The sequence below is a fragment of the Lysobacter sp. HA18 genome, assembly GCF_054057595.1.
Map to the genome: position 1 here is coordinate 50,519 of NZ_JBSRZL010000001.1, position 21,424 is coordinate 71,942.

At 67.6% G+C, this 21,424-nt stretch carries 16 protein-coding genes; 11 read left to right on the forward strand and 5 right to left on the reverse strand.

Translation table 11 applies throughout. The annotated features are described in order from the left end of the window. Positions 1-19 precede the first annotated feature (19 nt). Both ACVWWW_RS00240 and ACVWWW_RS00245 read left to right on the forward strand, forming a co-directional pair. Entirely contained in the window at positions 20-3,703 is a 3,684-nt protein-coding gene (locus ACVWWW_RS00240; RefSeq protein ID WP_036140926.1) for an indolepyruvate ferredoxin oxidoreductase family protein, read from the forward strand. A gap of 25 nt (positions 3,704-3,728) precedes the next feature. Continuing rightward, positions 3,729-4,157, forward strand: a complete 429-nt coding sequence (locus tag ACVWWW_RS00245; RefSeq protein WP_027081573.1) for a hypothetical protein — start codon at positions 3,729-3,731, stop codon at positions 4,155-4,157. Positions 4,158-4,160: 3 nt separating this feature from the next. On the opposite strand, the gene ACVWWW_RS00250 is transcribed toward ACVWWW_RS00245, so the two are convergent. Beyond that, the gene (locus ACVWWW_RS00250; RefSeq protein ID WP_027081572.1) at positions 4,161-5,495 is read right to left on the reverse strand and encodes an HD domain-containing phosphohydrolase; all 1,335 of its coding nucleotides are present in this window, start codon (positions 5,493-5,495) and stop codon (positions 4,161-4,163) included. 97 nt (positions 5,496-5,592) lie between these two features. On the opposite strand from ACVWWW_RS00250, the gene ACVWWW_RS00255 reads away from it, so the two are divergent. The 3 genes from ACVWWW_RS00255 to ACVWWW_RS00265 all read left to right on the forward strand — a co-directional run bounded on the left by ACVWWW_RS00255 (position 5,593) and on the right by ACVWWW_RS00265 (position 10,165). Beyond that, a complete protein-coding gene (locus tag ACVWWW_RS00255; RefSeq protein ID WP_027081571.1) occupies positions 5,593-7,479 on the forward strand; it encodes a beta-propeller domain-containing protein in 1,887 nt (628 codons plus the stop codon). Between the two features lie 84 nt (positions 7,480-7,563). Beyond that, positions 7,564-8,979 carry an MBOAT family O-acyltransferase gene (locus ACVWWW_RS00260; RefSeq protein ID WP_027081570.1) on the forward strand — a complete coding sequence of 472 codons (1,416 nt, stop codon included), beginning with the start codon at positions 7,564-7,566 and terminating at the stop codon, positions 8,977-8,979. After that, complete coding sequence (locus tag ACVWWW_RS00265; protein ID WP_155914061.1) at positions 8,954-10,165, forward strand: hypothetical protein; 1,212 nt, start codon at positions 8,954-8,956, stop codon at positions 10,163-10,165. Before ACVWWW_RS00260 ends, ACVWWW_RS00265 begins: the two co-directional genes overlap by 26 nt. A gap of 21 nt (positions 10,166-10,186) precedes the next feature. On the opposite strand, the gene ACVWWW_RS00270 is transcribed toward ACVWWW_RS00265, so the two are convergent. Further along, positions 10,187-10,954, reverse strand: a complete 768-nt coding sequence (locus ACVWWW_RS00270) for a L,D-transpeptidase family protein (protein ID WP_051234545.1) — start codon at positions 10,952-10,954, stop codon at positions 10,187-10,189. Positions 10,955-11,171: 217 nt separating this feature from the next. Between ACVWWW_RS00270 and ACVWWW_RS00275 the strand changes: the two genes are divergently transcribed. From ACVWWW_RS00275 to ACVWWW_RS00295, 5 genes are all read left to right on the forward strand, one after another. Continuing rightward, positions 11,172-11,663, forward strand: a complete 492-nt coding sequence (locus ACVWWW_RS00275) for a hypothetical protein (RefSeq protein ID WP_027081569.1) — start codon at positions 11,172-11,174, stop codon at positions 11,661-11,663. Between the two features lie 165 nt (positions 11,664-11,828). Next, a complete protein-coding gene (locus ACVWWW_RS00280) occupies positions 11,829-14,270 on the forward strand; it encodes a DEAD/DEAH box helicase (protein WP_051234731.1) in 2,442 nt (813 codons plus the stop codon). Further along, entirely contained in the window at positions 14,267-15,283 is a 1,017-nt protein-coding gene (locus ACVWWW_RS00285) for a ribonuclease H-like domain-containing protein (RefSeq protein WP_027081568.1), read from the forward strand. Before ACVWWW_RS00280 ends, ACVWWW_RS00285 begins: the two co-directional genes overlap by 4 nt. A 66-nt stretch (positions 15,284-15,349) precedes the next feature. Next, a complete protein-coding gene (locus tag ACVWWW_RS00290; protein WP_027081567.1) occupies positions 15,350-15,673 on the forward strand; it encodes a hypothetical protein in 324 nt (107 codons plus the stop codon). Between the two features lie 71 nt (positions 15,674-15,744). Then, complete coding sequence (locus tag ACVWWW_RS00295) at positions 15,745-16,059, forward strand: I78 family peptidase inhibitor (RefSeq protein WP_027081566.1); 315 nt, start codon at positions 15,745-15,747, stop codon at positions 16,057-16,059. A gap of 3 nt (positions 16,060-16,062) precedes the next feature. Here the strand turns inward: ACVWWW_RS00295 and ACVWWW_RS00300 are convergent, their stop codons facing one another. Beyond that, the gene (locus tag ACVWWW_RS00300) at positions 16,063-18,015 is read right to left on the reverse strand and encodes a methyl-accepting chemotaxis protein (protein WP_051234543.1); all 1,953 of its coding nucleotides are present in this window, start codon (positions 18,013-18,015) and stop codon (positions 16,063-16,065) included. 221 nt (positions 18,016-18,236) lie between these two features. On the opposite strand from ACVWWW_RS00300, the gene ACVWWW_RS00305 reads away from it, so the two are divergent. Beyond that, the gene (locus tag ACVWWW_RS00305; RefSeq protein ID WP_051234541.1) at positions 18,237-18,788 is read left to right on the forward strand and encodes a GAF domain-containing protein; all 552 of its coding nucleotides are present in this window, start codon (positions 18,237-18,239) and stop codon (positions 18,786-18,788) included. Positions 18,789-18,870: 82 nt separating this feature from the next. Here ACVWWW_RS00305 and ACVWWW_RS00310 read toward each other — a convergent pair whose 3' ends face one another. Further along, positions 18,871-20,067: a DNA topoisomerase IB gene (locus tag ACVWWW_RS00310; protein ID WP_081671887.1), complete on the reverse strand. Its 1,197-nt coding sequence runs from the start codon at positions 20,065-20,067 to the stop codon at positions 18,871-18,873. Between the two features lie 55 nt (positions 20,068-20,122). Next, a complete protein-coding gene (locus ACVWWW_RS00315; protein WP_155914056.1) occupies positions 20,123-21,379 on the reverse strand; it encodes a TCR/Tet family MFS transporter in 1,257 nt (418 codons plus the stop codon). Between the last annotated feature and the right edge of the window lie 45 nt (positions 21,380-21,424).

A 21,424-nucleotide genomic window follows, 5' to 3' on the forward strand; every position in this document is an offset into this window, starting at 1 on the left:
CCGCGTCGGAGCCGCCTGCATGACCAGTACCGCCGAACTTTCGTCGCCCGCCTCGGCCGACACGGGCCTTACGCGCTCGGTCGTCGACCCCGACTACACGCTGGACCACAAGTACAGCCGCGTGGACGGGCGCATCTATCTGTCCGGCGTGCAGGCGCTGGTGCGGCTGCCGCTGATGCAGCGCCTGCGCGACCAGGCTCTGGGCCTGAACACCGGCGGCTTCGTCTCCGGCTACCGCGGCAGCCCGCTCGGCGGGTTCGACCTGGAGCTGTGGAAGGCCAAGAAGCACCTCGAGGCCGCGGGCGTGAAGTTCACCCCTGGCCTCAACGAGGACCTGGGCGCGACCATGGTCTGGGGCACCCAGCAGACCGGCCTGTTCCCGGGTTCGAAGGTCGATGGCGTGTTCGGCATGTGGTACGGCAAGGGTCCGGGCGTGGACCGCTGCGGCGACGTGTTCAAGCACGCCAACGCGGCGGGCACCGCGAAGCACGGCGGCGTCCTTGCATTGGCAGCAGATGACCATGCGTGTCGCTCTTCGACCCTGCCGCACGGTTCCGAGCACGAATTCGTCAGTGCGCTGATGCCGGTGCTGAACCCGGCCGGCGTGCAGGACATCCTCGACATGGGCCTGGTCGGCTGGGCGATGAGCCGGTTCACCGGCCGCTGGGTTGGCTTCAAGACCATCGCCGAGACGGTCGAATCGTCGGCCTCGGTGGACGCCAATCCGCTGGCGCTCGACATCGTCATCCCCACCGACTTCGAGATGCCGCCGCACGGCTTGAACATCCGCTGGCCGGATCCGCCGCTCGAGCAGGAAATGCGCCTGCACCAGTACGCGGTCAAGGCCGCGCAGGCGTTCGCGCGTGCGAACCGCCTCGATCGCATCGTGATCGATTCGCCCGATGCGCGCCTGGGCATCATCACCACCGGCAAGTCGTACCTCGACGTACTGCAGGCACTCGAATACCTCGGCCTCGACGAGCGTGCGTGCAGCGATCTCGGCGTGCGCGTCTACAAGGTCGGCATGACGTGGCCGCTGGAGCCGGTCGGCCTGCGTGCATTCGCGCGCGGCCTGTCCGACATCCTCGTCGTCGAAGAGAAGCTGTCCTTCATCGAAAGCCAGATGAAGGAGCAGATGTACAACTGGGCCGAGCGTCCGTCGGTGGTCGGCAAGTACGACGAGAGCGGCGAGTGGATCCTGCCGTCGACGTCGGAGCTGACACCTGCACGCATCGCGCGCGTGATCGCGCAGCGCATCCAGCGCTTCCACGATTCGCAGCACATCCGCGACGTGCTCGCGTGGATGGAGCAGAAGGAATGCGAACTCGCCCTGCCGCGCGCCGCGTTCCCGCGCGTGCCGCACTACTGCTCGGGCTGCCCGCACAACACGTCGACCGTGGTGCCCGACGGCTCGCGCGCGATGGCGGGCATCGGCTGCCATTACATGGTCACGTGGATGGATCGGAACACCGACACATTCACGCACATGGGCGGCGAAGGCGTGACGTGGGCGGGCCAGGCCGCGTTCACCGACACCGAGCACGTGTTCCAGAACCTCGGCGACGGCACGTACTTCCACAGCGGTTCGCTGGCGATCCGCCAGGCGATCGCCGCCGGCGTCAACATCACCTACAAGATCCTCTACAACGACGCGGTCGCGATGACCGGCGGCCAGCCGGTCGACGGCACGCTGAGCGTTCCGCAGATCGCGCATCAGGTGCGCAGCGAGGGCGTGCAGACAATCGTTCTATTGAGCGACGACATCGCGAAGTGGAGCGATGCGTCGATCTTCCCGAGCGGCGTCGAATTCCTCGACCGTCGCGAGCTCGACGCCGTGCAGCGTCGACTGCGCGAAGTGAAGGGCACCAGCGTGCTCATCTTCGACCAGACCTGCGCGACCGAGAAGCGTCGTCGCCGCAAGCGCGGAAAGATGGTCGACCCGGCCAAGCGCGTGGTCGTGAACTCGCTGGTCTGCGAAGGCTGCGGCGACTGCGGCAAGAAGTCGTTCTGCGTGTCGGTGCTGCCGAAGGAAACCGAGTTCGGGCGCAAGCGCGAGATCGACCAGAGCAATTGCAACAAGGATTTCAGCTGCGTCGAAGGCTTTTGCCCGAGCTTCGTCACCGTTGAAGGCGGCAACCTGCGCAAGCAGAAGGCATCAAACGCGAAGGATCGCCTCGTCGATCTGCCGATGCCGCAGCTGCCCGCGCTCGACAAGCCATGGAACATCCTGATCACCGGCGTCGGCGGTACAGGTGTGGTCACCATCGGCGCGCTGCTCGGCATGGCCGGGCACCTCGAAGGCAAGGGCGCGAGCGTGCTCGACCAGACCGGCCTCGCGCAGAAGGGCGGCGCCGTCACCACGCACATCCGCATCGCGAACAAGCCGGCCGACATCCACGCCGTGCGCATCGCCGCGGGCGAAGCGGATCTGGTGCTCGGCTGCGACATGGTCGTCGTCAACGACTACTGGGCGCTGTCGAAGGTGCGCGCCGGTCGCACGCAGGTCGTGCTCAACAGCTACGAAGCGATGCCGGGCACGTTCACCACGCGCCCGGACATGGACTTCCCGGCGGCCGACATCGTCGATGCGGTGCGTCGTGCGCTCGATGGCGGTGATCCGCTGCTGGTCGACGCGACGCAACTCGCCACCGCGCTGCTCGGCGACGCGATCGCGACCAACCTCTTCATGCTCGGCTACGCGTGGCAGCAGGGCCTGGTGCCGATCTCGTTCGATGCGCTGATGCGCGCGGTCGAACTCAACGGCGCGGCGATCGAGATGAACAAGACCGCGTTCGCATGGGGCCGCCTCGCCGCGATCGATCCGCTCACCGTCGCCGAATCCGCGGGTCTGACCACCAACCGTCGCACCACTGCGGAAGCCACGCCGCATGCGTTGCCGATGCTCGCGCCGGCGCAGTGGGAAGGCCACGAGTTCGGCAGCCCGTCGGCGCCGCGCGCGCTGCGTGACCACGACGACCTGCGCCACATGCCGTCGCACGGCGACGACAACGTCGCGTTCCTTCCGCTCGACGATGCGCGCCTGTCGCGTTCGCTGGACGAAGTGATCGCGCGTCGCGTGAACTTCCTGACCGACTACCAGAATGCGTCGTACGCCAAGCGCTATTCGGATTTCGTCGGGAAGGTGCGCGCAGCGGAAGAAGCGAAGGCGCCGGGCAGCACGGATCTCACCGAAGCCGTCGCGCGCTACGCGTTCAAGCTGATGGCCTACAAGGACGAGTACGAAGTCGCGCGCCTGTACACCAGCGGCGAGTTCCGTCGTCGCCTGGAGCAGCAGTTCGAAGGCGACTTCAAGCTGCGCTTCCACCTCGCGCCGCCGATGCTGTCGAAGAAGGACGCGCAGGGTCGCGGGGTCAAGAAGGCCTACGGGCCGTGGGTGTTCACCGCGTTCAAGCTGCTCGCGAAGATGCGCGGCCTGCGTGGTGGCGCGCTCGACGTGTTCGGCCGCACGCACGAGCGCCGCATGGAGCGCCAGCTGATCGCCGATTACTTCCGCACCGTCGAAGGCCTGCTGGGCAAGCTCGACGCCGGCAACGTCGACCTCGCCGCACAGATCGCGTCCATCCCGGAACACATCCGCGGCTACGGTCACGTCAAGGAAGCGCACCTCGAGAAGGCCAAGGCGCGCGAGGCCGAACTGCTGCGCGACTGGGACAACCCGCTTCGCATCCTGCAGGTCGCCTGATCGAGGACCGCATATAGGAACGTGAATGCGGCGTCACGACATGATCGTGACGCCGGGGTTCGCAAACTTGCGGCCCGGTTCGGAAGCGGTTGAAGGCATGGCGGGGCAGCAGGACGGACGGCACGACGACGGCGTGCTGTCGCGTGGTCAACTCGAGATGGAACTCGCATCGCTCGCACTCGCGGTTTCGCGCAGCGCGACTGAGCGTCGCCGCCGGCCGAACGGTGCCGAGCCGCTGCTCGCGGCCACGGTCGACGCCTTCCTCGCCGCATCCTTGCGTGTACTCAAGCGCACGCGTCGCGCGCATCGCGGCTGGGTGCTGGCGCGGCTGGCCGACATCGCGGCATCCGCCGAACTCGGCATCATCGGTTTCGACGAATGGCTGGCGACGCACGAGCCGCACTGGCATCGAACATCCGATCGCTTGACGGCGACCGACACGCAGCCGCACTGACCGTCAGGCCGGTTCCCGCGCGACCACGGCTTCCAGCGCTTCGAAACACGCGGCATCCAGCGCGGTGCCGACGTGCATGCGCATCATCTTCAATGCTTCATCGATCGGCGTCGCGCCACGATACGGCCGCTCGGCGGTGATCGCATCGAAGATGTCGGCGGTGGTGATGATCCGCGTCTCCAGCGCAATCTCGTTCGACGTCAGGCCCAGCGGGTAGCCGGTGCCATCGAGTTTCTCGTGATGCGCGGCGGCGATGCGTGCCAGTTCTTCGAACGCGGAGATGCGGCCGAGGATCTGGCCGGTGAATTCGGCGTGCCGCTGCACCGCGATCCATTCGTCCGCATCGAGCTTGCCCGGCTTGTCCAGGATGCTGTTGCTGACGCCGAGCTTGCCGACGTCGTGCAGCATCGCCGCGCGCCGCAACCAGCGACGACGCCCGTCATCGACACCGAGTTCGTGCGCGAGCACATCGGTGTAATGGCCGACGCGCGCACTGTGGCCGGCGGTGAACGGACTCTTGGCATCGACCACCGCACCAAACGCGGCAGCGATGTCGTCGAGGTAGTCATCGTCCAGCGGCATCGACTGGCCCGGGGGCTCCAATGCGTTGACCGCGGCTTCGAGCGCATCGCCCTGCAGCGTCGCCCAGAACATGGGATCGCGCGTCACCGCTTCGAACGCATCGACCAGTTGCGGATCGAACCACGTGCCGGCGCGACGCCGCGCTTCGGCCAGCGCTGCCTCGGCACCCTGCGCGAACTGGAACACGTCGATCACCTGCGCGAGCAAGGCGATGCGTGATGCGATCGGAATCGCGTCACCCGACAGGCCATCGGGTCGACCGCTGCCGTCGCAATGCTCGTCCAGTGAATGCACGCCGCGCGCCACGTCTTCGGGAAAACGCAGCTGGCGTGCGATCGCCGCGCCGCGGCTGCATCGCGTCTGGATCAGTTCCTGTGCGATCGCATCGCCATTGCGCGCGATATTGACCAGCGAGGCGATGCGCTGGCGCCATCCCACGTGCGCGCCGGTATGCGACGTAATGAAGCCGAGAAGATCGAGCGAACCGGCGCCGACGAGCTTGAAGTCGTGCTTGAACGTGCGGTCGTCGGCGAGATACAGCTCGCAGATGCGCGCGGCGTTGCTGCTGCAGCCCAGGTCCTTCAGCAGCAACGTGTAATAGAGCGACCACCGCGACTGCGCATCGAGCCCGATCGCCTCGCCGATGTGCATGCCGATCCAGCACACGCGTAGGCAATGCCCGCCCGGCTGGCCCTCGGTGAGGTCCAGCGCGTAGCTGAGGGCGCCGATCAGTTCGGCGAGCTTGAGGGCGGGCACGGCGGTTCGTCCGTTGGTCGGTTGCTCCTTCGGTAACGGCCGCGAAGCCCGAAGATGCAGGGCGGTCGACCCCGTCCGGGGCGTCCGCGCGTTTGCCATGCCGACTCCATTCGAGGGCGCTCCGATGTCGAACTGTGTGATCCGTGCCGCCGCGATGCTGTGCGTCGCGTGCCTGCTCGCCCCTCCGGCTGCGACGGCCGCGACGTTGAAACCCTTCCGCAGCGAGGCCCAGCTGACGCGCGCGCTCAATGCGTGGAAGGCGCACGCCGCGCGCCAGTCGAGGACGATGGCGGTCCCGATGGCGATGGCGGTGCCGCCACCTCCGCCGGCGCCCGCAATGGCCGCGGAGAGCAAATCGTCCGACAACGCCGCGCCGATGCAGGTCGCCGACGCCGCCGGCGCCGAATCCATCACCAACAACCAGGTCCAGGGGGTCGACGAAGGCGACATCGTCAAGCGCGCCGGCGACGTGCTGGTGGTGCTGCGTCGCGGCCGACTGTTCACCGTGCGTGTCGGCGACGATGCGCTGCAACCCGTCGCCAGCGCGGATGCGTTCGGCCCCGACGTCGATCCCTCCGGCACCTGGTACGACGAGATGCTGGTCAGCGGCGACACCGTCGCGGTGATTGGCTACAGCTACGCACGCGGCGGCACGGAAGTCGGCCTGTTCGACCTTGCGCGCGACGGCGGCCTGCAGTACCGCGCCACGTATCAGTTGCGCAGCAACGACTACTACTCCTCGCGCAACTACGCGAGCCGGCTGGTCGGACACAAGCTCGTGTTCTATTCGCCGTCGGACTTGAATCCGTGGAGCGACTGGCGCACCGCGCTGCCTGCGTACCGGCGCTGGACACACGACGCCACGCCCGCGTCGTTCCATCGCATGCTGCCGGCGACGCGCATCTATCGCGGCCTTGATGATCTCGATGACGACATCACCCTGCACACGGTGTCGGTCTGCGACCTCGATCGCCCCGAGATGGACTGCGAGGCGACCGCGGTGCTCGGCGGCCCGGGCAGCACGTTCTACGTGTCCGACGACGCCGTCTACATCTGGACCACCGGCAAGCGCAACGACTACGGCACCGCCGCGGCGGGCGTGGTGCGCATGCCGCTCGATGGCGGCGCGCCGTCGATGCTCGGTGCCTGGGGCGGGCCGATCGACCAGATGGCGTTCCTGCAGAAGGACGGCTGGCTCAACGTGCTGGTCGCGCGCAAGGGCGACGGCGACCGCATGTGGAGCGCGACCGACGGCGGCGGCGACATGGCGCTGATGCGCGTGCCGCTATCGGCCTTCGGCAACCTGCATGCGCATGCCAAGCGCGAGCAGTTCCGCCTGCTGCCCGGCACGTCGGCCTACGACGTGCACCAGCGTTACATCGGCGACTGGCTGGTCTACGGCGACGGCGTCTGGGGCGACAAGACGCAGACCGTCCACATGTTGCGTTATGCCGCCACGTCACCCGTGCAGACGCTGACGCTCGCGCATCGCCTGGAACGCATCGACGCACTCGGCAACGACGGCGTGCTGGTCGGCAATGACGGCAGCGACCTGGTCTTCAGCGGCCTCCGCCTGCGCGGCGACAAGGCGTCGCTCGCTGGCGACTACCGCCGACCGGACGCGCAGCAGGGCGACCAGCGCACGCACGGCTTCTTCTATCGCCCGCAGGATGCCGACAGCGGCACGCTCGGCCTGCCGATCCTGCATGGCGGCGAGCATGCCGGCGCGTCGGTGCTGTACCTGCGCAACCGCTCGCTCGCGCTGTCGCCGCTGGGCACGCTCGATTCGCATCCGACCAGCGTCGACGATGCCTGCCGCGCGAGCTGCGTGGACTGGTACGGCAATGCGCGGCCGATCTTCCTCGGAGATCGCGTTTTTGCACTGCTGGGCTACGAACTCGTCGAAGGCCATGTCGATGGCGATGCGATCGGCGAGCGTCGACGCGTGGACTTCGCGCCGCGCACGTCCGTAACAGTTCGGTAACGGCCCAGCGCCGACGGGCGGCCCACGACCGGCCGCAAGCGTGACCTATAACGGCTCCGGCGCGCTGCGCGCCGGAGCCCGCGCATGGTCTTCAACTCGCTCACCTTTGCCGTCTTCTTCGCGCTCGTGCTGGCGATGCATTCGCTGCCACTCGGGTGGACCACGAAGAAGGTCAACCTGCTCCTCGCGAGCTACCTGTTCTACGCGGCGTGGAATCCACCCTTCATCCTGCTGCTGTGGATTTCCACGGTGGTCGACTGGTACGCCGCGCAAGGCCTCGTGCGCGCGCAGAAGCCCGTCGCACGCAAGGCATGGATGCTGCTGTCGGTGGTGGTCAACCTCGGCATGCTCGTCTGGTTCAAGTACGGCGGCTTCATGCTGGAGAACTTCGCCGCGCTCATGCATTCGCTGGGTGTCGCGTATCAACCGCCGAAGTCCGACATCGTGCTTCCGGTCGGCATCTCGTTCTATACGTTCGCCACGCTGTCCTACACGCTCGACGTGTACCTGCGTCGCGCCATGCCCGCGCGCAACTTCCTCGATTACGCACTGTTCGTGACGTTCTTCCCGCACCTCGTCGCCGGGCCGATCATGCGGCCGACCGAACTGGTGCCGCAGTTCGAACAACCACGACGCGCGAGCGGCGATGCGATCCGCTTCGGCCTTGCGCTGATGACGCTCGGCCTCTTCATGAAAGTGGTGCTGGCCGACGGCTTCCTCGCACCGCCGGCTGAAGGCGTGTTCGACGCACGCACCGCGCCGGGCGCGCTGGATGCATGGATCGGCACGCTGGCCTTCAGCGGCCAGATCTTCTGCGACTTCGCCGGCTATTCGACCACCGCGATCGGCGCGGCGATGTGCCTGGGCTTCGCGATGCCCGACAACTTCCGCTTCCCGTACGCGGCGGTCGGCTTCTCGGATTTCTGGCGACGCTGGCACATCACGCTTTCGTCGTGGCTGCGCGACTACCTCTACATCCCGCTCGGCGGCAATCGCCACGGTCCGGCGCGCACCTACATCGCATTGATGCTGACGATGCTGCTCGGCGGCCTCTGGCATGGCGCGAACTGGACGTTCGTCGCCTGGGGCGGACTGCACGGGCTCTACCTCGCCAGCGAACGCGTGCTGCGCTCGCGCTTCCGCCACTGGCGACCGGGGCCGTTCGCATTCTTCGCGCTCGGGCTGCTGACCTACGCGCTGATCAACATCACCTGGGTGTTCTTCCGTTCCAAGACGTTCGGCGGCGCGTTCACCATGCTGCGCGGCATGGCCGGCGCGACGCCGCATCCGATGCCGCTGCTGTCGGCGTTCGAGCTCGGCGCGGTCGCGTTGATCACCACGCTCATCGTCGGCGTGCACTGGCGCATGCGCAACACCACGCTCGAAGCGGTGGTGACGAAGATTCCCGCACCCGCGGTCGCGCTCGGCTGGGCGGCGATGGCGTTCGCGATCGTGATCGAACAGGGAGAAGGCAATGCCTTCATCTATTTCCAGTTTTGAGGCGCTGCCCGAAGCGGTGCGCGCCACCGCGGCCGATCGCCCGGGCGAGGCGCAACCGGTTCCGGTACGTCCGATTCCGTCGCAGCCGTGGCGCGGCGTCTCGGTCGTCGCGCTCATGCTCGTGGTCATTGCGCTGGCCGGTTGGGAGTGGCAGATGCGCCGCGTCGGCCTGCAGGCAGGTGATTACGGGCTCGAGCCGTCGGGCTGGGCCGCGGCGCGACGGCAGATCGACGTCGCGAACGTGCCGGTGGCGATCGTCGGCGACTCGCGCATCCTGTTCGACACCGACCTCGATCGCTTCCAGCAGCTCACCGGCGTGCGCCCGCTGCAGCTCGCGTTGCCGGGCACCAATCCGCGCCCGTTCCTCGAGGACGTCGCCAACGATCCGCACTTCCACGGTCTGCTCATCGTCGGCCTCGCCGACATGCAGTACTTCCGCGACAGCACCGGCAACGGTGCACCAGCGCTCGAACGCTTCCACAGCGAGATGCCGTCGCAGCGCACGGGTTACCTGCTCTCACGCGTGCTCGAACGCCGCTTCGCCTTCATCGATCCGGCGTACAGGCTGAGCACGCTGGTCTACACCGCCGATCGCGGCCAGCGGCGCGGCGGTGCGTCCTGGTATTTCCAGCCGTGGAAGCTGTTGCAGATCGACGAACGTGGCCAGGGTTCGCTGTGGTCGAAGATCGAAACCGACGTGTGGTTGCGCACGCAGGCGCGGCTCGCCTGGCTGGACATGCCGGGTCGTCCGCCGCGTCCGCCCATCGACGCCAAGACCATCGAGATGACGCTGGCGAAGTCGCAGGCCGCGGTCGCGCGCATCCGCGCACGCGGTGGCGACGTCGTATTCATCCGCCCGCCGTCGGCCGGCCCGCTGCGGCTGCGCGAAGAGCGGCGCATTCCACGTCACCTCGGCTGGGACGCGTTGCTCGCGCGCACGCATTCCAACGGCATCCATTTCGAGGACCACCCGGAGCTGCAGGGCCTGGTGCTGCCGGAGTGGTCGCACGTCTCGCAGCGCTGCGCCCGCGTGTACACCGATCGCTACGTGCGACTGCTCGCGGCGACGACCACGCGACTCCCGCTGCGCGCCGATGCACCGGCCGCGCTGAACCCGATCGATTGCGCGAACGCACCGGCCGCGACCATCGCAACGACGAACGCCCGGCCGAAGCCGGGCGTCTGATGCATCAGATGACTCGTCGGCTCAGTTGCCGGCGAGCGTGCTCACCGCAGTCGCGCTGACCGCCGTGCCCGAAGTTTCCGTCGTTCCCGTCGTCGTCGATGCGGTATCCGCCGTCGCCGGTGCGCTCATGCCCGGCTCCAGGCCCGTCCACGGGTCCACCGGAACGTGCGCGCCCGGATAAAGAACCGCGCTGCTGAAGTTGGTTTCGTCGGCGACGATCACGCGGCCGCCCCGCTCGGTGAGCTGGAAGAGCTGTTCGGCGAACGCGAGCGGCAAGCGCACGCAACCATGCGAAGCCGGATAACCCGGAAGCTTGCCGGCATGCAGCGCGACGCCATCCCAAGTCAGGCGCTGCATGTACGGCATCGGTGCGTTGTCGTACTTGTTCGAGTGGTGCATACGATCCTTCTCGAGGATCTCGTACACACCCGGCGGCGTTTCATGGCCTTCGCGACCACTGCTGATCGTCGAACGCCCGATGCGCACGTCGCCACGATAGATGTGCACCATCTGCGCGGGCAGCGACACGACGATCGTGACCGGACCCGTCGCGGCGTCGTTCGGCGTCCACTCGAACTTGCCGGGCGCGAGCGGCGTGTCGTCGGACACGGCGGTCGTCGCAATGGCGGGCTCGACGATGGTGATCGTCGCGGTCTGCGAAGGTGCAGGCGCGGTGACGATTTCCGTCGCGAACGCCGGCACATCGATCACGGTGATAAGGGCGGCAGCGAGCGCGAACAACGCGACCGGGGCGCGGCGGCGGACAGCGATGCGGGGAGTGGTCTTCATGGAAACCACGCTATCGAGCGCTCGATCAGCGTCGAATTGATCATCCCCACCGCACGCTTAATATTGCGTGCAAATTAGCGGCTGAATTGCACAATCTCTTGATGCCGCGCGCATGTCACCGCACGTCGGCTGAACGGTTTTTTCGCGTCCGCTTTTGCCATCGCTTCGACACGGACGCATGCTCCACTCCGCTTCACCCCTTCGACGGAGCATTGCGATGACGACGTGGCCCGGTTGGTCGAACGACAACACCCTCGTGCTTCCGCTCGACGACGCACCGCCCGGCGAGGCGCTCGAATTCGACGGACGACGCTTCGATGCGAAGAAAGAGCTGCACGTCACATTGGTCGGCCGCAAGCTCGGTGGCGAGCTGCGCAGCGCACTCGGTGATCGGCTCGACATCGCCACGCGCCCCGCGTTCGAAGCGCTGGACTGGTCGTACGTGCGCACGGGCCAGCGTCGACTGATCGAACGCCCCGACACTGGCGACGACGGCGCGCGCAGCACCGTGGCGAGCGTGATCGAACTCGTTGAACTGCCCGCACTCGACTGGTACTACCGCTGGCTCGGTGAACTGCTCGGCCGCCAGCTCCCGGTGCCGCCCGCGCACGTCACGCTTTACACGCACCGCAAGGCGAAAGGCATTGGCATTCCGACCGTACACAGCCTGCGTGCGTGGTCGCGCGGCGCGGTGCCGGCCACCGCCTGATCGTCGCGTCGCGTCTCAGCCGCGCGCGGGACTCACAGGCTGCGACGCGGCTGCGGCCCAATGCCGCCCTCACCTTAACGAGGGCGGACGATGGCGACGACGGGGCGCGAACTCGCGCGACAGGACACCGGTCGGATCGACCTCGAGGACGATGCGGCGACCGCGATGACGCGTCGCCCGCGCGCGCTGCGCAAGGGTGACGGCGCCGGCCTGACGCAGGCACTCGCGTCGCGCTACGCCGACCGCATCACCGGTCACTTCACGATTCCGGGCCGCGATGGTGCGTTCGTCGACATTCCCGCCGACGTGCCGGCCGCGCTCGCGAACGCATTGAAGTCGCGCGGGATCGAACAGCTCTACAGCCATCAGGCACAGGCCTGGGACGCCACGCGACGCGGCGAGCACGTGGTCGTGGTCACGCCGACCGCGTCGGGCAAGTCGCTCTGCTACACGCTGCCCGTGGTCACCGCGGCGATGGAGCGCGGCGCGAAGGCGCTGTACCTGTTCCCGACCAAGGCGCTCGCGCAGGATCAGGTCGCCGAGCTGCTCGATCTCTCGCGCGCCGGCGATCTCGGCCTGAAAGCTTTCACCTTCGACGGCGACACGCCCGGGGACGCGCGACAGGCCATCCGCCTGCACGGCGACATCGTGGTCAGCAATCCCGACATGCTGCATCAGGGCATCCTGCCGCATCACACCAAGTGGGCGCAGTTCTTCGAGAACCTGCAGTACGTGGTGATCGACGAGGTCCACACCTATCGCGGCGTGTTCGGCTCGCACGTCACCAATGTATTGCGCCGGCTCAAGCGCATCTGCGCGTTTTACGGATCGAATCCGCAGTTCATTCTTTGCTCTGCGACCATCGGCAATCCGCAGCAGCACGCAGAAGCGCTGATCGAGCACGGCGTCACCGCGATCACCGAATCCGGCGCGCCCACCGGCGACAAGCACGTGCTGCTGTGGAACCCGCCGGTGGTGAATCCCGACCTCGGCCTGCGTGCATCGGCGCGATCGCAGAGCAACCGCATCGCGCGCATCGCGATCAAGTCGGGTTTGAAAACGCTGGTGTTCGCCCAGACGCGGCTGATGGTCGAAGTGCTGACCAAGTACCTCAAAGACGTGTTCGACCACGACCCGCGCAAGCCGCCGCGCATCCGTGCGTATCGCGGCGGCTACCTGCCGACCGAACGTCGCGAAGTCGAGCGCTCGATGCGCGCCGGCGATGTCGACGGCATCGTCAGCACGTCGGCGCTGGAACTCGGCGTCGACATCGGCTCGCTCGACGTCGTCATCCTCAACGGCTATCCGGGCAGCGTCGCCGGCACGTGGCAGCGTTTCGGTCGTGCGGGGCGTCGTCGCCAGCCGTCGCTCGGCGTGATGGTCGCGAACTCGCAACCGCTGGATCAGTACGTCGTGCGTCATCCGGAGTTCTTCATCGACGCGACGCCGGAGCACGCGCGCGTCGCACCGGATCAACCGCTGATCCTGTTCGACCACATCCGCTGCGCCGCGTTCGAACTACCGTTCGTGGCCGATGAGCGCTTCGGCCCGATCGAACCCGAGTTGTATCTGGAGGCGCTCGCCGAAACCGACGTCGTGCATCGCGAGGGTGATCGCTGGGAGTGGATCGCCGACAGTTATCCAGCGAATGCGGTCAGCTTGCGCAGCGTGGCCGACGGTAACTTCGTCGTCGTTGATCGCACCGATGGCCGCCAGCAAATCATCGCGGAAGTCGACTATTCCGCCGCCGCGCTGACGTTGTACGAAGGCGCGATCCACATGGTGCAGTCGACGCCGTACCAGGTCGAACGCCTCGACTGGGAAGGCCGCAAGGCCTACGTCACGCGCACGTTCGTCGACTACTACACCGACTCGATCGACTACACAAAGCTCAAGGTGCTCGCCGAGTTCGACCGCACGGGCGCCGGCGATGGCAGCGCGCACCATGGCGAAGTGCATGTCGTGCGGCGCGTCGCGGGCTATAAGAAGATCCGCTATTACACGCACGAGAACATCGGCTACGGGCCGGTCAATCTTCCGGATCAGGAACTGCACACCACCGCCGCGTGGTGGCAGCTGCCGCAACCGCAGCTGCTCGCGTGGTTCGCATCGCGGCAGGACGCGCTCGACGGCTTCCTCGGCGCGGGTTACGCGCTGCATGTCGTCGCGACGCTGGCGGTAATGGCCGATGCACGCGACCTGCAGAAGGCGGTCGGCAACGGTGACGGTGCGTGGTTCGCAACCGCCGATGCGAACGGTCGCGGCCAGGTGCGCGGCGGCGAAGGTCAGGAACTCGCGCCGTTCGAACTGCAGCACTTCGTCCCGACGATCTATCTGTACGACAACTTCCCCGGCGGCGTCGGCCTGTCCGAACCGTTGTGGACGCGGCAGAAGGAACTGGTCGACCGCGCGGTCGAACTGGTCGAACGCTGCGACTGTCGCGCCGGTTGCCCGGCCTGCGTCGGACCGATCCTCGCGAGCGATGAAGAGCGCGAGTCCGCCTCGTCACCGAAGACACTCGCGCGTCGGGTGCTCGGCCTGCTCGCGAACCCGACTGTCGCCATCACCGGCAGCGATGCGCCCCGTGCACTGGAGCGCGACGCATGAGCATGACGCTCGACAAGCTGCTCGCACTCAAGCGCCAAGCGGGTGCGACCGATGTGCCGGCGCCGCCCGCCTCGTCGGTGCCGTCGTCGTTGCGCGAACCGGTGCGCGACGACGCCCGCGCCGCACCGTGGGAAACCGTGTTGCACGGCGACGCGGCGACGCGTGCTGCGGCGAATGATCCGTCGTCGTCCCCGGCCGACGCGATTGCGGGGCCCGCGACAGAATCAAACGTCACGCCCGACACGAAACCGTCCCGAGGCGTCGACGTCGACGCACTGCGTCGGCTCCTCGGTCTCCGCGAACGCGCGCCATCGCCGCGTCCGCGCGCGAGAGAAATCGATCGAACACTTCCCGGCGAACAAATCGACGACGGCCTGTGGCTGATCGAATCACAGGTCGTGCACCCGACACCCGCCGCGCCGCTTCCGCTCGCATTCGCACGTCGCGACGGACACGTCGATGCAACCAACCTTCTGTTCTTCGACACCGAAACCACCGGGCTCGCAGGCGGCACCGGCACGCGCGCCTTCATGATCGGCGCGGCGGACTGGCACGAAGGCGCATTGCGCGTGCGCCAGCTCTACATCGCGAACATGGCGGCCGAGCGCGCGATGCTGCGTATGTTCGCGTCGTGGCTGTCACCGTCCACCGTGCTCGCGAGCTACAACGGGCGCAGCTATGACGCACCACTACTTCGCACGCGATATCGACTTGCACGATTGAAGGATCCGCTGCACGGTCTCGATCATCTCGACCTGCTGCATCCGTCGCGACGTCGCTGGCGCGGGCGCTGGGAGAACTGCAGGCTCGCGACGATCGAACGCGAAGCGCTGCGCATCCTGCGCGAGGACGATCTTCCCGGTTCGCAGGCACCGGCCGCATGGCTCGCGTATCTACGCGGCGGTGCGTCGACCAACCTGCGTCGCGTCGCCGAGCACAACCGGCAGGACGTCGCCACGCTTTCGCAGCTTCTCTTACGTCTGTGCGACGACACGTCTGAACCGACTGAATAGTCTTGACGTCATCACGACACGGCGAAACGGAGGCTGAAAATCCCTCATCGTGTCGGGAGTGCCGGCATGCCTTTGCAAGCTTCGATTCGTGGTGAATGGTCGCGCCTGTTCGTACCGATCGTCGTGCTGCTGAGTTCGGTTGCCGCGTGCAGCGCGATGGGCCCCGCCGACGCCGGCATCGTGCACGCATGCCAGCCGGGCAATGCCGATGCATGGATCGGCCGCGCGGCGAGCGCGAGCATCGTCGACCAGGCGCGGCAGGCCAGCGGCAGTCGCAAGGTTCGCCTCGTGATGCCGGAACAGACCGCGGGCGATGACGATCCCCGCATCGATCGGCTCAATCTCTATCTCGACGACGGCGCGCTGATCACCCGCACCACCTGCGGCTGATCGGTCCGCGTTGACGCGGCCTTATGCTCGAGGCGGCAGTCTTGCGGTTCCGCTCGACCGCTGGAGTCCGCATGACCGCCACCGTCCGCACGACCGCGCTGCTGTCGCTCGTCGTCGCCCTCGCCGCCTGCACCACGACGCCCGAGGCGCCGCCCATGTCCGATCCGATGCCGCCCGCGGCCACGCAATGCAATGGTGACGCCGCGCAGTCGCTGGTCGGCCAGCCGGCGACGCCGCAGAACGTCGAGACTGCGCGCCAGCGTGCCGGCGCGCAGACCGCGCGCGTGCTCAAGCCGAACCAGGCGGTGACGATGGAATACATCGAAGGCCGCTTGAACGTGTATGTCGACGCGTCGAACGTAATCACGCGCATCGCCTGCGGCTGATTTTCAGTTCGACATAGCCACGCGGCCGGCAGCGAAGCCGACCATCGCGCCCTGCAGTTCGGCGGCGACGTTGTCCAGCGACGCCGACGCCGCGCTGACTTCCTCCACCAGCGCCGCATTCTGCTGCGTGGTTTCCTCGAGTCCGCGCAGCGCGGCGTTGATCTCGCGCATGCCGTGATCCTGTGCGCGCGTGGCTTCGCTGATCGAGGCGATGAGCTGCGTGCTGCGCGTCACCGCTTCGAGGATGGCGCGCATCGCGCGATCGGCTTCGGTCACGCGCACGCCGCCTTCGGCCACCGCTTCGCCCGACTCGCCGAGCATGCGCTTGATGTCCTTGGCCGATGCGACGCAGCGCTGCGCAAGCGCGCGCACTTCCGATGCAACGACAGCAAAACCGCGGCCGCGGTCGCCCGCGCGCGCCGCTTCAACCGCTGCGTTCAGCGCCAGGATGTTGGTCTGGAATGCGATGCCATCGATGACCGCAAGCACGTCCATCACGCGGCTGCTCGACTCGCGGATGCGCTGCATCGTCGCGGTCATGCGGTCGACCGCCGCATGGCCATCGCGCGCGGCGCTGGACATGCCGACAGCAAGCGTGTCGGCCGACTGCGCGTTGCTTGCCGTCTCGTCCACCGACGCAGCGATGCGACCGAGTGCGGCGGCGGTCTCCTCGAGCGCGGCGGCCTGCTGTTCGGTACGGCGCGCGAGGTCGTCGTTGCCGAGTGCAATCTCGCCCGCGCCCGCCGTGATCGACTGCGAGAACGTCTCGACGCGCTTGACCAGGATCTGCAGGTCGTTCGCGAACTGCACCTGTTCGGTCACGTCGGTCGCGTACTTGACGATCTTGTAGGCGCGGCCGGCGCCGTCGAGGATGGGGTTGTAGCTGGCCTGCAACCAGACCGCGCGTCCGTCGCGCGTGCGGCGCTCATAGCGGCCGCTGTCGGCTTCGCCGCGCCCGAGCCGCGCCCAGAACTCGCGATACGCCTTGCCTTCGCGGTCGGCCGCCGGCACGAACATGGAATGGTGGCGGCCGACGATGTCCTCGCGGGCGTAGCCCATGGTGCGCAGGAAATTGTCGTTGGCGTCGAGCACCGCGCCGCCCAGGTCGAACACGATCACCGCCTGCACCTTGTGGATGGCCTGCAGCTGGCTTTCGAAGTCGGCGTTCCGGTTGCGCTGCGCAGTGATGTCGGTGGCGAACTTCACCACCTTGATGACGCGACCGTCCGCGTCGAGGATCGGGTTGTAGCTCGCTTCGATCCACACCTCGCGGCCGTCACGCGTACGCCGGCGGAACTGGCCCGAGCGCACGTCGCCCTGCGCGAGCGACGCCCAGAACGCGCGGTACTCCGCGCTCGTGCGTTCGACGGAGTCGACGAACATCGAATGATGCTGGCCGGTAACGTCGGCCGCGGCGTAGCCCAGCAGCGCAAGGAAGTTGTCGTTCGCGCGCAGGATGCGGCCGTCCACTTCGAACTCGATCACCGCCATCGACCGCTCGATCGCGGCGATCTGGCCGCCGGTGTCGATGTCGCGCTGCTTCTGCGCGGTGATGTCGCTGGCGAACTTGACCACGCGCACCGCGCGGCCGGCATCGTCGAACAGCGGGTTGTACGTGGCCTGCAACCAGACCTCGCCGCCGCCGGGGCGCACGCGCCGGAACTGGCCCGACACGAACTCACCGCGCGCGAGCGACTGCCAGAACGCGCGGTACTCGTCGCCGGCGGCGATCGCCGGGTCGACGAACATGCGGTGGTGCTTGCCGCGCACGTCCTCCAGGCGGACGCCGAACGTATCGAGGAAGTTGGCGTTCGCATCGAGCACGTGGCCGTCGAGATCGAACTCGATCACCGCCTGCGAGCGTTCGATCGCGGCCATGCGCCCTTCCAGATGCGCGTCGCGGCGACGCAGGCGCAGGTGGGTGAGGAAGCTGCGGGGCTGCGGCGAAGTCGACATCGGCGGGCGTCCAGTGGGGAGGGAGGCGACGATCCGCGTAGGTACGGAAGGTCGCCGCTCGCGCTATCGACGCATTCAGCGAAAGCTTTAGGGTGCGGATCGGCAATCCGTGCGACCGATCGTCTTTCGTCCCACGGCCGCTGCAGATACCGGCGCTGCGGCCGTTACCGGCCCTGTCCGCGGGCCCGTGAAGTGCTCCGCCGTGCCGTCCCGGAGCCGCCATGCTTGCCCCCACTTTCCCCGACAACGAAGCCGGCCGCGTGCATGCGATCGAACGCATGGACTTCGTCGGTCCCGAGCGCGACGAACGCTGCCAGCGTTATGCGCGGCTGGCGCGCGTGGTGATGGACACGCCGATCGCGATGGTGACCATCGTCGGCCCGGACGCGCAGTGGTTCCGCGGCTGCGAGGGCCTGGCGGTGAGCAGCACCCCGCGCGCGGTGTCGTTCTGCGGCCACACGATCCTGCAGGACGGGCTGTTCGTCGTACCCGACGCACGCGAGGACGCGCGCTTCGCCGACAACCCGCTGGTCACCGGCGAGCCGCGCATCCGCTTCTACGCCGGCTGCCCGATTGTGCTGCCCGGCGAGTTCGCGGTCGGCACGCTATGCGTCATCGATCGCGAACCGCGTGCGCCGTCCACCGCGCAACTCGATGCCTTCCGCGACCTCGCCGACTGCCTGCGCAGCGAAATGACGACGCTGCTGTCGGTCGCCGACATGAACGACGTCGCGAAGCAGCTCTTCCACCTGTTGCCACGGCACGGCGGCTGAGCGACTGCAGCTGACGCGGCGGTCGTCGCCGGGACTGAGTGATCGGTGTCGCGCGACGGCGTTCGCGCGGCTGCCACACCACTTACGCCGGCGGCGCACTCGCCTGCGTGACGGCCGTCTGCGGCGAACGAACACGCGTTCTCTTGCGCAGCGGCGGGTTCTCCGCGGTCGCGCGCGTGCGTCGACGCGTGGTACGCAGCGCCTTCTTCGCGGCACGCGATGCCGACGCGGCGCGCTTGCGCGCATCGCGCAGGAAGCGCAGCGCCGCGAGCTCCCAGCTGCGGCCATTGCGTGCGCCCGCGGTCATCTGCTGCAGTCGCCCGCTGCGCCAGCCTTCGAGCACCGCCGGGTCGACGTACGCCTTTCGACACACAGCCGGCGTATTGCCGAGCACGTCGGCGACTTCGGAGATGACCTGCTTCTCGATCGACGTGAGTTCGCGTTCGCTTGCATCCTCCGGCACGTCGATCGCGGCGAACTTCTCGATCGCGGCGAGCGTGCCGCCCCAGGTGCGGAAGTCTTTCGCCGTAAACGCTTCGCCGAGTGCTTCGCGCAGGTAGTCGTTGACCTGCGACGAACCGACCGGCTGCGTGGTGCCATCGTCATCCACGTACTGGAACAGCGACTGCCCCGGCAGCTGCTGGCAACGCTTGACCAGTTTCACCAGCTGCGCGTCATCGAGCACGATCTCGTGGTCGAGCCCGGACTTGCCGCGGAACGCGAACTTCGCGCGGCCGCCGCGCAGGAAGCCGACATGCCGGTTGCGCAGCGTGGTCAGTCCGAACGATTTGTTGCTGCGCGCGTAGCAGTCATTGCCGACGCGGATCAGCGTGCGCGCCATCACCGACACCACGATCGCCAGCACCTTGTCGCGAGGGAACCCTGGCAGCGCGAGGTCCTTCGACAATTTGCGACGCAGCCTGGGCAGCGCTTCGCCGAACGCGACGATGCGCTCGAACTTGCCGTCGCCGCGGACCGACGCCCAGTCCGGGTGGTAGCGGTACTGCTTGCGGCCCTTCGCATCGCGGCCGGTGGCCTGCAGATGGCCGTCAGCATCCGGGCAGATCCACACGTCGGTATAGGCCGGCGGAATCGCCAGCGACCGGATGCGCGCGAGCGTGTCCTCGTCGGTTACTGCATCGCCGTCGGCGTCGACATAGGCGAAGCCCTCGCCCTTCTTCTGGCGACGGATGCCCGGTTCGTTATCGCTGACGTAGACCAGCCCAGCCTGGCGCGCGGCGAGCGCGCCATCGGGGACGGCGGATGCGGGAACACTCATGGCGACCGAGCATCCGCACGTCCCCGTCAAGGACGCGCCAACCGGTCGCGTGCGTTCAGGCGGTGGCGGGTTCCACGCTCGCGGCGTGGCGTCGCGCGTGGCGCATCGCGATCACCCATGCGCAGGCGAGCACAGTCGCTGCCAGGAAGAACGCCGCACCCGGCAGGTACACCGGCGCGCTCTTGCCGATGAAGAAACCGAACGTGGCCGCGTACGTCATCGGCGCGACGATGCCGATCAGGCTGACGAGGCTCATGATCGCGCCCTGCAAACGGCCCTGGACGTCGGCGCCGACTTCGCGCGTCATCAGCGCCTGCGCGGCCGGTTGCGATACCGCCCACAGCGCACTGATCGGCAGGCCGAGCCAGAACATCCACGGCTTGGCGGCGAGGCCGTAGATCGCGAAACCGATCACGCCGCATGCGAGGCCGATCGCCATCGCGCGTTGTTCGCCGAAGCGCTTGATCATGCGGCCGACCAGCAGTGCATTGACGATCACGCTGAACACGCCGACCACCGCGAGCACGTAGCTCACGCCCTTGGGGCCCCAGCCGTAGCGCACGTCGCCGTAGAGCACGAACGTGCTCTGGTAGACGTAGTGCGTCGATGCCGCGAGCAGCACGATCACGATCAGGTCGGTGATCTGCGGATAGCGACGGACCATGCCCAGCGATGCGAACGGCCGCGTCTGCGACCAGTCGAAGCGCTTCGCACGCTTTTCCGGTGCGAGCGATTCCGGCAGTACGAACGCGCCGTAGCAGAAGTTGATAAGCGACAGGCAGGCCGCGGCCCAGAACGGCGCGCGCAGGCTGTAATCGCTCAGCAGCCCGCCCAGCACCGGGCCGATGATGAAGCCCAGCCCGAACGCCGCGCCGATCATGCCGAACGCCTTGCCGCGCTGGTCCGGCGGCGTGACGTCGGCAATGTACGCATTCGCGGTAGTGAAGCTCGCCGATGCGATCGCGGAAATGATGCGGCCGACCATCAGCCACGCCAGCGTCGGCGCGAGCGCCATGAATACGAAGTCGAGCCCGAGGCCCAGGCAGGAAATCAGGATCACCGGGCGACGCCCGAAGCGGTCCGACAACGCGCCCTGGATCGGCGACGACAGGAACTGCACCGCCGCGAAGACCATGCTGAACAGGCCGACCCAATAGGCCGCGTGCTCGATGTCGCCGCCGTTGAGCTTCTGCACCAGGTGCGGCAGCACAGGAATGATCAGGCCGAACGACAGCACGTCGATCAGCACGGTGACGAAGATGAAGGCGAGCGCGGCGCGGCGCGCGGGCGACGGTTGGGCGTCCACGGCAATCCGGGTCTGGGAGCAGGCGCGCAGTCTAGCGCCGCGGCCCCACGG